Below are 14970 nucleotides of genomic sequence, written 5' to 3' on the forward strand. Positions count from 1 at the left end.
CCATGCTTAGCCTTGAGATCGACGGGCGATGGGAGCCGCAAGACTTCATAGAAGTCCTGGGGGCCATTGAGTCATTTTATTACAAGCTGGTGCAAGAGCGTCTGCATCGCTTTAGGCCGCCATTTTGGCTAGACGACGAATATCTCCTTTTCGAGCGAGAGCGGTTTGGCGTTTTGTCTTTTGAGGCCGCTCTCGATCAACTGAACGCGAGAATGCTTGAGCGAGCGCGTTACGAAACTCCGTCTTACAGACGGCTAAGCGTTGGCAGAATTCAATATGCCTCGCCGGGCGGAATCGATCTGCTTGGCATTGGAAAGATCGTCGAGACCTTGGCCAACTCGATCGGGCGAATGAAGACTTACTTCGATGAAGCCCACCTTCGGAGCGAGCGAGATGCCCAAGCGAGCTTAGACACAGAACTCAAACGCATCGAAATTGAGAAAGACCGGGAGAGCCTTCAGGCGTTGAAGATAAGGAATGCGCAGGATGCTCTACAATTGCTCGATTCTCACCCTGATATGCACGATGCCTTGGTTCCGTTGTTAGTTCGCGACCAGGACGCGATCGTCAGCAGATTGGCGGAGCGAAAGCTAATTTCTGCTAGGGTTATTCTCGGCGATCAGGAGAAAGACTGAGTGAATTTCTTGATCGCTGACACCTTCACGGCCTCCTTCAACCGCCTGTCCGGCCTGGACCAAAAGGCAGTGAAGGCGAGCGTCTTCGACCTGCAAATGGACCCGACCGGCAACGGTCTCCAACTGCACCGCGTCGACAAGAGCAAAGATCCCAATTTCTGGTCGGCGCGCGTCAATCGCGATGTCCGGCTGATCGTGCACAAGACCGACGACAGCCTCCTCGTCGCCTATGTCGGCCACCACGACGATGCCTACGCCTGGGCGGAGCGGCGGCGAATCGAAGCGCATCCGCGAACCGGCGCGGTCCAGATCGTCGAGGTGCGCGAGCGGGTGGAGGATGTGGGCCTGCCCGCCAAGTTCGATTTCGTCTTCCCCGAGCCAGCAAAGAGCAAGGAGGCACAGGTCGACGCGACGGGCCTGTTTTCCTCGCTGGACGATGATGCGCTGCTCTCCATCGGCGTTCCGGCCGACTGGCTGGCCGATGTTCGCGCCGCCAATGAAGATGGCTTCTTCGCACTGGCCGGGCATCTCCCGGCCGAGGCCTCCGAAGCATTGCTCGAATATGCCGCCACCGGCAGACTGGCGGCACCCGTTCCAGCTGTCGCCGATCCCTTCAAGCATCCTGATGCGCTGCGACGGATCCGCCCGATCGCCGATCAGGAGGAACTGGAACAGGCGCTGGCCTTTCCGTGGGAGAAATGGGGCGTCTTCCTCCACCCGTCGCAACGCGCGCTGGTCGAGCGCTCGTTCTCAGGTCCGGCGCGGGTGGCCGGCTCGGCGGGAACCGGCAAGACCATCGTGGCGATCCACCGTGCCGTCCGGCTCGCCCGCGAGAACCCAAGCGCACGAATATTGCTGGCGAGTTTTTCTCAGCCACTGGCGGTTGCCATGGCGAAGAAGATTCTGGTCCTCGCTCCCGAGACGGGCGGCATTGTTCCCCGGATCACCACCTCGTCGTTCCGGGGGATCGCCGAGCAGATGTATCAGCTCGAATATGGCGTGAAACCGCGCATCGCGACCGACGCCATATTGCGCGAAAGGTTGCGCGTCGCCGCCACGACGGCGGATCTCAAGGGCTTTTCAGAACGCTTCCTGTTGTCCGAATGGACCAACGTGGTCGATGCTTGGGGACTGACATCGCCCGATGCCTATTCAACGGTTCAGCGCATGGGCCGGAAGAGCCGGCTCGGCCCGAACCAACGTGCGCGCCTGTGGCCCGTTTTCTCAGGCGTGCGCGAGGCCTTGGCGGCGGAACGCTATACGACCTGGGCGGACGTGTTTACAAACCTAGCGGAGGCGCTGGCGCATCGATCCTCCAAGCCATTCGACTATGTCCTCATCGACGAAGCACAGGATCTCGCGCCGGCCGAGCTGCGATTCTTCGCCGCCCTGGCGCCCGCCAAGCCGGATGGTTTGTTTCTGGCGGGCGACATCGGCCAACGCATTTTCCAGCATCCCTATTCCTGGGCGAGCCTCGGTGTGGACGTGCGGGGCCGATCGCACACGCTCAAGGTCTGCTACCGCACCTCGCAACAGATCCGGCGAGCAGCGGACCGGCTTTTGCCAACAATCCTGCGCGATGCCGACGGCGCGGAGGATGAGCGGCGCGGCATCATCTCGGTCTTCGATGGGCCACCGCCGGAGGTCAGGTCCCTCGCCACAGTTGCAGCCGAGGCCGAAACCGTTCGCGACACGGTTGCTGCCTGGCTTGGCGAGGGCATCGTCGCCCAGGAGATCGGCCTGTTTGTCCGCACGCCACAACTTGTCGCTCGGGCGAGATCTGCGGTCAGCGGGCTGCCTGGCGCCGACCAGATGGTGACCGTGCCCATGAGCCTGGCCAAGGGACTAGAATTCCGTGCTGTTGTCGTGATGGCTTGCGACGAGGGCATTCTGCCGCTCGATGAGCGTGTGGCGGACGCAGCAGACGAAGCGGAACTCGACGATATTTACGAAACAGAGCGGCGCCTGCTCTACGTCGCCTGCACGCGAGCGCGCGAGCATCTGCTGCTTACCGGCGTGTCACCGACTTCTGAGTATCTCGCGGATTTCACGCAATAGGAGCGGCATCGGCCCCCATCATACGTTCACTTGATCGGGCTTGACCGTGTAGCCGTTTCGGCGAGACCTTCAGCGCTCAGATCGTGTTCCTAGGCATCATCATCGAGCATCAGACCGCCAAGGCACGATGGACCCGAGCTTGCTCTGCGAGTCGCCCTTCACCAACCTCGCGTTTACCGGGCCGGAGCAAGTCTTCGACGAAGGCAACCTCGCGCAGCTCGTTTCGAGAATTCAGGCAAATCAACGACAGTGCCGTCGGATAACGACAGATGATTCTACGTGTTGGATTCTTTCCCAGCCGGAGAATCCCAGTCATTCATGTAACGCCTCCCTAAAAGAAATAAGAAAGGGAAGAAAGAAAGAAAGATTAGGCAGGCGTTACATTTCAGATGCATCCCTGACTCTCACTAAGCTGTTGATTTTGCGATACATCCTCCGGTCGACAGCAGGGCGGCCTTTTTGGCACGGTGTTTTGCGACTCTGGCCGCACCTCCCGCACGGCGAGCGACGACCACAGGTGAGACCGACCCAAATTCCCGGTTCGTAACGACATCGACCATGGTCGTGTGAAAGACGCATTCCTTCCGTTGCGGACAGATTGCACATTGATCACTCGCTCCTGCTCGGGCGTCCTGCATCCCGAAGCAGCTTTGGAAAAACTCGGTATCGTCTAACGCGACGGCAGTGCTGCTCCCGAACATCCCAGCGGCATACTCAAATTCAGCTTTTTCAACGGCCTGGTCACGAATGTCTGCGGGCACAAGATCCAGAACGGCTGACCTTGAAAGCTGCGATTCTGCAAGATGGTAGCGCGCGATGACGTCCGACCAACTGCGTGGATTAGCGCACACTGCCGAAGTCAACGACTCGCGAAAATCCGTTTGAGCCGGAAGGCCGCGTTCGTGCTCAATGCGATATTGAGGCAAGACTGTTGCCGGATACAAAACAAACGGTGGCCGGTTGGCTTTGAACTTTTCAAACTCGATAAGCCACGCATATGCGGTGCTGGAATTGGCATGTAGTTGCAGCGGCGTAGGGGCCATTTGCCTTTGCCTCCGTCCAGCAAAATGGAACGAGAATTCCATGAAAACCTCGTAGGGGACACCGAGTTCGTCGGCTCGCTGCCTAGCAGTCCAGAGCTGGGTGAACATGCCACTAGGGGCCGGCGGCATACTTACGTTGACCCCGTTCATGCGTTGGGCAAAGTCGCGATCGAAATGCATGCTGGCGTAGGCCCGAATTCCTTGTTTGTAGGCAACGCCGAATGCAATGGTCGCTTGCAGCGGGGAGAGGAAGCGGTAATCGAACCACTTTTTGGTTAGTAGGTTGGGCTCGCGCGCAAGCAGTTCCGGCGGAATCAGACTCCTGGCCATGGAAAGCTCTTGTAGGCTTTCCGCTAATTTCATTGGGTCCAAGATCGATCTCCTTCAGGAGCAGGCGAAATACCTGCACTTCTGACGGCCCAGGCGGAGCCGTCTAAAAATGCCCTATAGCGGTCTGTCGAAGGGATCGCAGGAAAGTGGGTAGTTTATTTTTTTGAGCGTGTGCCTGATCATCGCACCGGCACGCCATCGGCAGTTGGAGCAATCCGGCAACTGAAGTTCCGCCTTGGAGGTGGTCATCTAGGTGCGGAACTATGCCAATGTTCAAAATTCATACCGGGGCAACCGTTCAATCGCAGCCACCTTCGCCGCGATTGTCACGTCCCCATAGTCGTCGCCGGCTGTTCGCCCCGCATGGCCCTGGATCGCGTCAAGCGTCCGACCACCAACGCCGATCTCAAGACCGACCGTCTTGAATCGATGGCGCCAACCATGGTTGGGACTCACGCCCTCAGGGATGACCTTCTTTGCCTGCAACCACTGACTTACTCGGCCGGCCACTGTTCGCGCCGGAAGCGTCCCCTCCTTCGTCTTGGAGGGTGGGTAGAACAGCGGACCGTCGGCTGCCGCGTTCACAAACTCCACAAAGCCCAGATCGACCAGTTGCTGATGCAAGGGAACATCGCGATAATTGCCCGCCTTTACGGAACCAGCGTCAGGCGCAATCCGAAGCACCGGCACACCTTTTTCATAGCGGAAGTCCTGTTTTCGAAGCTGAGTGATCTCTGTGATCCGCGACCCCGTATGCGCGCAAAGGATCGGCGACCAACGCTTCGCGGCGGTCGTCTGCGGTGCTTCCCGCGTCTGCGGATTGGCAAAGTGTTTCGGCTGATGATCACGAGCGACCTTCAGAACCTCAACCGCCTCGTCCAGGGTAAAGCCTTTTTCGCGCGAGTGCTGCTTTTTCGAAACCTTGATGCGAACGTTTTCCGCCACGTTGGTTTCGAGTCGATCGTTGTTGACCGCCCATTTCAAGACCGTCCGCACCGAGGCTAAATACACGTCAGAGACGGTCTTGCTGGCGAGCGTTTTCAGGCTCGCATCTTTCCAATCGAGAAGATTCTGCTTGGTGAGCTTACGGGCGTCGTTATGTCGGATGAACTTGGACAAGTTAGCGAAAACCGGCGTCCAGCGCCTTCGAGCCTCCTGGCCCTTCCCGTCGGCGGCCCGCTCATCCAGGTAGTCAGTAAGCAGACCTTTGAGAGAAACCGGCTGGCGGTCATCCTCGGTCGGTTGAGCGGCGGTTAGCAAGGGGTGCGAAGGGTTGCCTGTGAAATCACCGTCGTTTCGTTCGCCTCGCCGTGCCATGGCCTCATACCGCGAAACACAAAGAGCTTGGGCGATCTGCCGCCACTCCACACTTCCCTTCGCGGCCGTGTGGTTGCCAAGAGACCTAAAGCGTTCGATACGGTCGCCGATAAGCTGTTCCAACTGATCGTCAGACAGTTTTCCGGCATAGCCATCACGGAGGGGCCCGCCCTCATACTCATAGTCAACCTCAAACCCCGCATATTGATGATAATGCGTCCGAATCTCTGCATCAAAGGCGAGAAGGGCCTGATAATCTCGACTGGCTATTTGGAGTGGAGAAAGTGGATAGCGGCCGATAGTTATGGACCGTTCGCCTGCCGCGACAGCCCGGCGTTCTCCAAGTGCGATCCTGTGCTGGAGAGCGGCGACAGCACCAGGCAACGTCTTGAGGGCTGTTCTGTAGTCGGGGCCGAGCGGTGTTCGCAGTTCGGTCTTGCCGTCCATATACGGGCGAAGCTCTTTCGGGACGACAAGGCGTGCAAAATAGCGGCCGTCCCGATTCAGCAGATTTCGAACGCGGCCTGTCATCAATTCCATCCGTTTTGTTACGGCATTTGTAACGTCAGAATGGACAGAAACCGTTGCGTGTCAATGACTTCAATGATTTCAAGGGGATAGACTGGTGCTGCGAGAGAGGATTGAACTCTCGACCTCTCCCTTACCAAGGGAGTGCTCTACCACTGAGCTACCGCAGCCGCTGATGGCGGGGCTTCTGCCATATCGAACCGGCAAGCGCAAGGCCAAGCGCAACGCTTCTGTGAAAGCCTTTGCCGGATCGCTTTTAATGACATGGCGGCGCCACAATGTTGGCTATCCCTGAATGGCGATTGGCCGGTCGCCGGCCGGGACGGGACGATGAGCGACAAGACAAATCCAGTAAAACAGGGCGGCACGGGCCGCAAGGACCGGCTCGCCGAGCAGCTGCGCGCCAATTTGCAGAAGCGCAAGGCGCAGTCGCGCTCGCGCCGCACAGGTGAAGCCGACCAGCGGCCCGACGGGCTCGGCTCGGCAAAGGAAATACAAAAAGATTAACTCAAATCGGCCACTCTTGGACCGGGGTGGGCGAAATCCTATTTCTTGAACCATATTGGCCAATGGTCTAGACGGGCCGATACTCAAACGATTGAACCGGCCTTTTCTGGCCGAGAGGGACGTTCTCTAATGGATCGCATCAGAATTGTCGGGGGCAACAAGCTCTCCGGAAGCATTCCGATTTCGGGCGCCAAAAACGCCGCTTTGCCCTTGATGATCGCCTCGCTTTTGACCGACGACACGCTGACGCTGGAAAACGTGCCGCATCTGGCCGATGTCGAGCAGCTGATCCGCATCCTCGGCAATCACGGCGTCGATTACTCGGTAAATGGCCGCCGCGAGAAGCAGAATGAGGGCTATTCGCGCACCATCAATTTCTCCGCCCGCAACATTGTCGACACCACGGCGCCTTACGAGCTGGTGTCGAAGATGCGGGCGTCGTTCTGGGTCATCGGACCGCTGCTGGCCCGCATGGGCGAGGCCAAGGTATCGCTGCCCGGCGGCTGCGCCATCGGCACGCGCCCGGTGGATCTGTTCCTCGAAGGCCTGCAGGTGCTGGGCGCCGACATCGACGTCGATACCGGCTATGTCATTGCCAAGACCAGGAATGGCCGGCTTGTCGGTAACCGCTACGTCTTCCCGAAAGTCTCGGTCGGCGCCACCCACGTGCTGGTGATGGCGGCCTCGCTGGCCAAGGGCGAGACGGTGCTGGAAAACGCAGCCTGCGAGCCCGAGATCGTCAACCTCGCCGAATGCCTCAACGCCATGGGTGCGAAGATTTATGGTGCCGGCACGCCAACCATCACCATCGACGGTGTCGAATCGCTGTCGGGCGCCCGCGTGCGCGTCATCCCCGACCGCATCGAGACCGGCACTTATGCCATGGCGGTCGCCATGACCGGCGGCGACGTCGTGCTCGAAGGGGCGCGGCCTGAACTGCTGCAGACCGCGCTGGACGTGATTTCGCAGACAGGCGCCGAGATCACGCCGACCAATTCCGGCATCCGTGTCAGGCGCAACGGCGCCGGCATTTCGCCGGTCGACGTGACGACGGCGCCCTTCCCGGCCTTCCCGACCGATCTGCAGGCGCAGTTCATGGGCCTGATGACCATGGCCAAGGGCAAGTCGCGCATCACCGAAACGATCTTCGAAAACCGCTTCATGCATGTGCAGGAACTGGCCCGGCTCGGCGCCCATATCACGCTTTCGGGGCAGACGGCGATCGTCGACGGCGTGGCCAAGCTGAAAGGTGCGCCTGTCATGGCCACCGATCTTCGCGCTTCAGTCTCGCTGGTCATCGCTGGCCTAGCGGCCGAAGGCGAGACCACGGTCAACCGCGTCTACCATCTCGACCGCGGCTTCGAGCGGCTTGAGGAAAAGCTGTCCAATTGCGGCGCAGTGATCGAGCGTATTTCAGCCTGACGATCGGACGGCAGCAGCTTCTGATGAAGACTGCCCGTACGGCATTTATCCCCCTGCCAGGACTGTAAACCCGAGGCAATTGCCTCGGGCGGAAGTTGTGTCGCGGTTGCACCGGCCTGAAAGACCGCCTAACAGAAGGCTGAAACCAACCTTAGGCACGAAATCCGCATGGCCCTCAAACTCATCGCACTCGACGACCAGGATCTGAGCATCGTTTCGGCTCATGTCCAGGACGCCGTGCTGAAAGTCAGCGACCTCGAGTACCTGCCGTCGGCCAAGCGTTTCGTGCTGACCATGAACCGTTTCGTCTGGGAGGCCAAATCGGGCCTGTTTCGCCAGCACAATGAGCGGCGGCAGGCCGTACTGCATTTCGACCGGGTGCTAGGCGCCAAGACCAACGGGATTCCGCGCGACAAGCCGGCCGAAGTGCTGTCGCTGCTGGCGATCAGCTTCATCGAGATCAGCAAGCCGGCCGGCATCGTCGAGCTGATCTTTTCGGGCGGCGGCACCATCATGCTCGATGTCGAGTGCATCGAAGCCCGCCTTGCTGACATAGGCGGTGCGTGGGAAGCCACGTCACGTCCCATCCACAAGGGCTGAGCGATGGCCATCACGCTTGCCCAGTCCGACGCCGACTTCGAGCAGCGTTTCGCCGCTTTCCTCCTGACCAAGCGGGAAGTGTCCGAGGACGTCGACGCCGCGGTGCGCCAGATCATCGCGCGCGTGCGTGCCGAGGGCGACGCGGCGCTGATCGATTACACGCAAAAATTCGATCGGGCCGATTTGGCCGGTCTCGGCATTGCCGTGTCGAAGCAAGACATTGCAGCTGCCTACGAAACCGCCGATCCGCAGACGATCGAGGCGCTTGAATTCGTCCGCGACCGGATCCGCTCGCACCACGAGCGGCAGCGTCCCAGGGACGATCGCTATACGGATGCCGCCGGTGTCGAGCTCGGCTGGCGCTGGACGGCAATCGAGGCGGTCGGTCTCTATGTGCCTGGCGGCACGGCAAGCTATCCAAGTTCGGTGCTGATGAACGCCGTGCCGGCCAGGGTGGCCGGCGTCGAGCGCATCGTCATGGTCGTGCCGGCGCCGGGCGGCATCATCAATCCGCTGGTGCTGGTGGCGGCAGACATTGCGGGCGTGTCCGAGATTTACCGTGTCGGCGGGGCGCAGGCCATTGCGGCACTTGCCTACGGCACCGCAACCATAAAGCCGGTCGCCAAGATCGTCGGGCCCGGCAATGCCTATGTCGCGGCTGCCAAGCGGCAGGTGTTCGGCACGGTCGGCATCGACATGATCGCCGGCCCCTCGGAAGTGCTCGTCGTGGCCGATGGCAGCAATGATCCGGACTGGATCGCCGCCGATCTGCTGGCGCAGGCCGAGCATGACGCGTCGGCACAGTCGATCCTCGTCACCGACGATCCGACCTTCGGCAAGGCCGTCGAACAGGCTGTCGAGCGTCAGTTGCAGAGCCTGCCGCGTGCCGAGACGGCGTCGGCGAGCTGGCGCGATTTCGGCGCGGTGATTTTGGTCCCGACCATCGAAGCCGCGCTGCCGCTGGTCGACCGCATCGCGGCCGAACATGTCGAACTGGCCATCGACGACGCCGAAGGCTTCCTGTCGCGAATGCGCAATGCCGGTGCCGTCTTTCTCGGCCGCCACACGCCGGAAGCCATCGGCGACTATGTCGCCGGATCCAACCACGTGCTGCCGACCGCACGTTCGGCGCGCTTCTCGTCGGGGCTTTCGGTGCTTGATTTCGTCAAGCGTACCTCAATTCTTAAGCTTGGGCCGGAGCAGCTACGGGCGCTGGCGCCGGCGGCGATTGCGCTGGCCACGGCCGAGGGGCTCGACGCGCATGGCCGCTCCGTCGCTATCCGGCTGAATATGTAGGCTGAGATGACGGGCTCCGATCGCTCAAAACTGATCGATGTCGAACTCGATGAGTCCATCGGCCGGTCGACGCCCGATGTCGAGCATGAACGGGCGGTGGCGATCTTCGACCTGATCGAGGAGAACAATTTTCAGCCCGTCAACGACAACGGAACAGGCCCTTACCGGCTGAAACTGTCGCTGGCCGAGCAGCGTCTGGTCTTCGCCGTGGCGCGCGAGGACGGCACCGCGGTGGTCACCCACATCCTGTCGCTGACGCCGCTGCGGCGCATCGTCAAGGACTACTACATGATCTGCGAGAGCTATTACGACGCCATCCGCTCGTCGACGCCGAGCCATATCGAGGCCATCGACATGGGCCGCCGCGGCCTGCACAATGAAGGGTCGCAGACGCTGATGGACCGGCTCTCCGGCAAGATCGACATCGACTTCGACACGGCGCGACGGCTGTTCACGCTGGTCTGCGTGCTGCACTGGCGGGGCTAGTCCTGGTACCCGGCGCCCTGCCCCGCTCGATCCTGTTCCTGTGCGGTATGAACGCCGTGCGCTCGCCAATGGCCGAGCAATTGGCGCGCCGGATGTTGCCCGCCACCATTTTCGTCGCCTCGGCCGGGGTGCGCGCCGGCGAACGCGACCCGTTCGTCGATTCGGTGCTTGCCGAGGAGGGTCTGACGCTGGGCGAGCGCCACCCCAGGACATTGGACGATCTCGAGGACGATTATTTCGACCTGATCGTGACGTTGGCGCCGGAAGCGCACCATGCTGCGCTGGAGCTCACCCGCTCGCTCGCCGTCGAGGTCGAATACTGGCCGACACAGGACCCGACCGGCGCCGGCGGCACGCGCGAGCAGATCATGGCTGCCTATCGCGACGTGCGCGAACGGCTGAAGTTGCGCATAGGCCGACGTTTTTTGCTTCCTGAGGCAAAAAACGCGACGGATTAAGCGTGTTCACAAGCGGACGATTATCATATAGGTTCCGCCGAAATTCCGGCCTGGGCGCGCCTGGGCGCCGGAACTGCAATCCAAGCAAAGGTATCGAATGCCGAAGGAAGAAGTCCTCGAGTTTCCGGGTGTCGTGACGGAATTGTTGCCCAACGCCATGTTCAGGGTGAAACTCGAAAACGAACACGAGATCATCGCCCATACGGCTGGTCGCATGCGCAAGAACCGCATCCGCGTGCTGACCGGCGACAAGGTTCTGGTCGAGATGACGCCATACGACCTGACCAAGGGCCGCATCACCTACCGTTTCAAGTAAGATCAAGGCCAGCCGGTACAGCGATGAGCCTTTTGCAGAAGCTGGTGCTTGCCTCGGGTTCGCCGCGCCGCATCGAACTCTTGCAGCAGGCCGGCATTGAGCCGGACCGTATCCTGCCAGCCGATATCGACGAAACGCCGCTGCGTGCAGAGCATCCGCGCTCGCTGGCCAAACGGCTGTCGAAGGAAAAGGCGGAGAAGGCGTTCGCGTCGCTTAAGACCGAGACGGACTACGCGCCAAGCTTCGTGCTGGCCGCCGACACGGTGGTCGCGGTCGGGCGGCGCATCCTGCCCAAGGCCGAAACGCTTGATGACGCCGCCAACTGCCTCGGGCTGTTGTCCGGCCGCTCGCACCGGGTCTATTCCGGCATCTGCCTGATCACGCCCGGCGGCAAGCTGCGCCAGCGGCTGGTCGAGACGCGCGTGCGTTTCAAGCGGCTGCCACGCGAGGAGATCGATGCTTATGTCGCCTCGGGCGAATGGCGCGGCAAGGCCGGCGGCTATGCCGTGCAGGGCATCGCCGGCTCTTTCGTCGTCAAGCTGGTCGGTTCCTACACCAACATCGTCGGCCTGCCCCTCTATGAGACCGTGGCGCTGTTATCGGGCGAAGGCTTCAAGATCCATCAAAGCTGGCTGTCCGCGCGGCCATGAATTCCGATCCCAAAGTCACACCGCTGCGCCCAAAGCGGCCCTGCCCCGAATGCAGCAAGGCCTCGGCGCGCGACACCTTTCCGTTCTGCTCGACGCGCTGCAAGGACATCGACCTCAACCGCTGGCTGAAGGGCGCCTATGTCATCTCCGCCCGCGACGACGAGGAAGAGACGGACGCCGACGAGCCGAAGTAAGGCCAAGCTTTGTTTTTATGCATGTCGTCGTCCCAGAACCGGGACCCACTTTTGGGTGACATGCATTCGTCAGGCCGCCTCGGTCTTGCGGCTCACGCGTGCCCACGCCGGCAGCCAGTCACCGTGAGCGGCCAGGAGATCATCGACCAGTGACCAGATCTGGTCGAGATCGAGCTCGGCTGCCGTATGCGGATCCATCATCGCCGCATGGTAGATGTGCTCGCGGTTCTCGCTCATCAGCGCCCGCACCGTCAGTTCCTGGACATTGATGTTGGTGCGGATCAGCGCCGTCAGTTGCGGCGGCAGGTCGCCTATATAGGTCGGCTGGATGCCGGAGGCATCGACGAGGCACGGCACTTCGGCAGCGCAATCCCTGGGCAGCGAGGTGATGCAGCCATTGTTGCGGACATTGCCGTAGATCACCGACGGTTCGCCGGTCCAGACAGAATTCATGATCGAGGAAGCATACTCCCTGGACTCCTCGACCTCGATGCGCTGGGCCGAGCGGTAGGCCTGCGCCTGGTCTTTCCAACGCTCGATCTGCTCGATGCAGCGTTTGGGATATTCGTCGAGCGGAATGCCGTATTTCTCGATCAGATCGGGGCGACCTTCCTTGATGAAATAGGGCGTGTATTCGGCGAAATGCTCCGAGCTTTCGGTGACGAAATAGCCCAGCCTGGTCAGCATCTCGTAGCGCACCTTGTTGGGACAACGCGGGTTCCAGCCAGGCTTGGGCGCACGGCCTTCGCGGTAGGCGCGTACAAGGTCGGGATAGAGGTCGCGGTAGGTGCCGTCGGGCTGGCGGTGCTCGAATTTCAGATAGAAGGCCATGTGGTTGATTCCGGCCGAGCGGTAGCGGATGTCCTCATAAGGAAGATCCAGATCGTGCGCCAGTTCCATCGCCGTGCCCTGCACCGAATGGCAGAGGCCGACCTGCCTGATCTCAGGATATTTCTCCGCGATCGCCCAGGTGTTGATTGCCATCGGGTTGACGTATTGCAGCATGATCGCCTGGGGGCAGACGGCGAGCATGTCCTCGCAGACTTTCCACAGATGCGGCACGGTCCTCAGGCCCCGCATGATGCCGCCGACGCCGAGCGTGTCGGCGATCGTCTGGCGCAGTCCATACTTCTTCGGCACTTCGAAGTCGGTGACGGTGCAAGGCTCATAGCCGCCGATCTGGAAGGCAACGACGACGAAATCAGCCCCCGCCAGTGCCTTGCGCTGGTCGGAATAGGTCTCCACCTTTGCCTGTACCCCGAGCGTCGAGACCAGCTTGCCGACGACGACAGCACTTTCTTCGAGCCTTTGCGGATTGAGGTCCATCAGCGCGATCGTCGCGCCCGAAAGTGCCGGCCGCTGCAGCACATCGCCGACGATGTTCTTCATGAAGACGGTGGAGCCAGCTCCGATGAAAGCGATTCTGGGATTTCTTGCCATGCTAACCTCCGGCATATGTTCAGGCCACGTCGAAAGCGGCTCTGACGAGCCGTTCGGTGTAGGCGGTCTTGGGATTGGTGAGGACCTCGTCGACGGGTCCCTGCTCGACGATCTTGCCGTTCTGCATGACGATGACGCGGTGGCATAGCGCGCGCACCACCTTGAGGTCGTGCGAGATGAAGAGATAGCTCAGACCGCGCTCGTCCTGCAGCTTGCGCAGCAAGTCGATGATCTGCGCTTGCACCGAGAGGTCGAGCGCGGAAGTCGGCTCGTCGAGCAGGATGAATTCGGGTTCGAGCGCGATGGCACGGGCAATGGCGACGCGCTGGCGCTGGCCACCGGAGAATTCGTGCGGAAAGCGCGACAGGATATCGCCCGGCATGCCGGCACTGACCAGCGCCTCGCGCACCCGGTCGACCCGCTCGCGCCGCGTCGCGCCGATGCTGTTGACGATCAGCCCTTCCTCGATGATCTGGCCGATCGTCATGCGCGGGTTGAGCGAGGAGAACGGATCCTGGAACACGATCTGCATGCGCGAACGCAACGGCCGCATCTCGGCCCGGGAGAGGCCGTGGATCGGCTTGCCGTCGAAACGGATCTCGCCGCGCTTGGCGTCGGTCAATCTGAGCAGCGCCTGGCCGAACGTGGTCTTGCCGGAGCCGGATTCGCCGACCAGCCCCAGCGTCTCGTGGCGGCAAAGCGTGAGGCCGAGATCATCGACGGCAACCAGTTCGCGCCAGTCAGGTTTCAGGAAGCTGCCGTGGCGCAGCATGAATGAGACGCGCACGCCGCTAGCCTCGAGGATGGTGCCGCAGCCCTCAGGGAGTGGTTGCGGCCGCCCGCGCGGTTCGGAGGCGAGCAGCCGCTGCGTGTAGGGATGCTGCGGATCGGCAAACAGCCGCTCGGTGACGTTGTGTTCGCACATTTCGCCGTGCTGCATGACATAGACGTAGTCGGAGAATTTGCGCACCACGGTCAGGTCATGGGTGATCAGGATCACCGCCATCCGCAACTCCTTCTGCAGATTGCGGATCAGGTTGAGGATCTGCGCCTGGACGGTGACGTCGAGCGCGGTCGTCGGCTCGTCGGCGATCAAGACGTCGGGATTGTTGGCGAGCGCCATGGCGATCATCACGCGCTGGCGCTGACCGCCTGAGAGCTGGTGCGGGTATTGCTTGAGCCGCGCCTCAGGCTCGGGGATCTGCACATGCCGCAGCAGCTCGAGCGCCCGCGCCCAGGCCGCCTTGCGGCTGACCTTGCGGTGCACCCGAATCGCCTCGACGATCTGGCTGCCGACCGTGTAGATCGGGTTGAGCGAACTCATCGGCTCCTGGAAGATCATCGAGATGCGGTTGCCGCGCAGCTTGCGCCGCTCGCTCTCCGGGAACTTCAGGATGTTCTGTCCGTCGTAAGAGACGCTCGATTTCGGCGACACGGTGGCGCGCCGCGACAGCAGTCCCATGACGGTGCGCGCCGTCACCGACTTGCCGGAGCCGGATTCGCCGACGATCGCGATCGTCTCGCCGCGATAGAGCTGGAACGAGATGTCCTTGACTGCTTCGACGACGCCATGCTCGACCTTGAAGGCAACCTCGATGTTGCGCGCGTCGATGATGGGCTGGTCCTGCCGTCCGTCATGGTCATGACGAACGGTGGGTGCGAAATTGTCTGCGAGCGCTATCGTCATCCC

Annotated in this window: 15 protein-coding genes and 1 tRNA gene; 11 read left to right on the forward strand and 5 right to left on the reverse strand. The window is 61.3% G+C overall.

The window, feature by feature from the left end; all coding sequences use genetic code 11:
* The first annotated feature begins 2 nt into the window (after window positions 1–2).
* Both A3A9_RS0136665 and A3A9_RS0136670 read left to right on the forward strand, forming a co-directional pair.
* A complete protein-coding gene (locus tag A3A9_RS0136665) occupies window positions 3–635 on the forward strand; it encodes a hypothetical protein (protein WP_027062857.1) in 633 nt (210 codons plus the stop codon).
* Complete coding sequence (locus A3A9_RS0136670) at window positions 636–2693, forward strand: UvrD-helicase domain-containing protein (RefSeq protein ID WP_027062858.1); 2058 nt, start codon at window positions 636–638, stop codon at window positions 2691–2693.
* Between the two features lie 407 nt (window positions 2694–3100).
* Here the strand turns inward: A3A9_RS0136670 and A3A9_RS42115 are convergent, their stop codons facing one another.
* The 3 genes from A3A9_RS42115 to A3A9_RS0136685 all read right to left on the reverse strand — a co-directional run bounded on the left by A3A9_RS42115 (window position 3101) and on the right by A3A9_RS0136685 (window position 6081).
* A complete protein-coding gene (locus A3A9_RS42115) occupies window positions 3101–4108 on the reverse strand; it encodes a hypothetical protein (RefSeq protein WP_152536309.1) in 1008 nt (335 codons plus the stop codon).
* A gap of 231 nt (window positions 4109–4339) precedes the next feature.
* Complete coding sequence (locus A3A9_RS42245; RefSeq protein ID WP_152536310.1) at window positions 4340–5914, reverse strand: tyrosine-type recombinase/integrase; 1575 nt, start codon at window positions 5912–5914, stop codon at window positions 4340–4342.
* 92 nt (window positions 5915–6006) lie between these two features.
* A tRNA-Thr gene (locus A3A9_RS0136685) sits at window positions 6007–6081 on the reverse strand.
* A gap of 160 nt (window positions 6082–6241) precedes the next feature.
* Between A3A9_RS0136685 and A3A9_RS0136690 the strand changes: the two genes are divergently transcribed.
* From A3A9_RS0136690 to yacG, 9 genes are all read left to right on the forward strand, one after another.
* Window positions 6242–6418 (forward strand): hypothetical protein, encoded by a 177-nt coding sequence (locus A3A9_RS0136690; protein WP_080680930.1) that lies wholly within the window; start codon window positions 6242–6244, stop codon window positions 6416–6418.
* A gap of 129 nt (window positions 6419–6547) precedes the next feature.
* Window positions 6548–7840, forward strand: a complete 1293-nt coding sequence (murA, locus tag A3A9_RS0136695; RefSeq protein WP_027062861.1) for a UDP-N-acetylglucosamine 1-carboxyvinyltransferase — start codon at window positions 6548–6550, stop codon at window positions 7838–7840.
* Window positions 7841–8008: 168 nt separating this feature from the next.
* Entirely contained in the window at window positions 8009–8440 is a 432-nt protein-coding gene (locus tag A3A9_RS0136700) for a DUF2948 family protein (RefSeq protein WP_027062862.1), read from the forward strand.
* Window positions 8441–8443: 3 nt separating this feature from the next.
* Entirely contained in the window at window positions 8444–9736 is a 1293-nt protein-coding gene (gene hisD / locus A3A9_RS0136705) for a histidinol dehydrogenase (protein WP_027062863.1), read from the forward strand.
* Between the two features lie 6 nt (window positions 9737–9742).
* Window positions 9743–10222: a UPF0262 family protein gene (locus A3A9_RS0136710; protein WP_027062864.1), complete on the forward strand. Its 480-nt coding sequence runs from the start codon at window positions 9743–9745 to the stop codon at window positions 10220–10222.
* A complete protein-coding gene (locus A3A9_RS0136715; protein WP_082222412.1) occupies window positions 10210–10680 on the forward strand; it encodes a low molecular weight phosphatase family protein in 471 nt (156 codons plus the stop codon). The genes A3A9_RS0136710 and A3A9_RS0136715 overlap by 13 nt, the downstream gene beginning before the upstream one ends.
* A 97-nt stretch (window positions 10681–10777) precedes the next feature.
* Window positions 10778–10996 (forward strand): translation initiation factor IF-1, encoded by a 219-nt coding sequence (gene infA / locus A3A9_RS0136720; RefSeq protein ID WP_006200926.1) that lies wholly within the window; start codon window positions 10778–10780, stop codon window positions 10994–10996.
* Window positions 10997–11019: 23 nt separating this feature from the next.
* The gene (locus A3A9_RS0136725) at window positions 11020–11646 is read left to right on the forward strand and encodes a Maf-like protein (protein WP_027062866.1); all 627 of its coding nucleotides are present in this window, start codon (window positions 11020–11022) and stop codon (window positions 11644–11646) included.
* The gene (yacG, locus tag A3A9_RS0136730) at window positions 11643–11840 is read left to right on the forward strand and encodes a DNA gyrase inhibitor YacG (RefSeq protein WP_027062867.1); all 198 of its coding nucleotides are present in this window, start codon (window positions 11643–11645) and stop codon (window positions 11838–11840) included. The genes A3A9_RS0136725 and yacG overlap by 4 nt, the downstream gene beginning before the upstream one ends.
* Before the next feature lie 69 nt (window positions 11841–11909).
* Here yacG and A3A9_RS0136735 read toward each other — a convergent pair whose 3' ends face one another.
* Window positions 11910–13280: an alpha-glucosidase/alpha-galactosidase gene (locus tag A3A9_RS0136735; protein WP_027062868.1), complete on the reverse strand. Its 1371-nt coding sequence runs from the start codon at window positions 13278–13280 to the stop codon at window positions 11910–11912.
* Between the two features lie 19 nt (window positions 13281–13299).
* On the reverse strand, window positions 13300–14967 hold the full coding sequence (locus tag A3A9_RS0136740) for an ABC transporter ATP-binding protein (RefSeq protein ID WP_027062869.1): 1668 nt from the start codon (window positions 14965–14967) through the stop codon (window positions 13300–13302).
* Window positions 14968–14970: the final 3 nt, after the last annotated feature.

The sequence above is a fragment of the Mesorhizobium loti CJ3sym genome (assembly GCF_000472785.1).
Taxonomy (GTDB): Bacteria; Pseudomonadota; Alphaproteobacteria; order Rhizobiales; family Rhizobiaceae; genus Mesorhizobium; species Mesorhizobium loti_E.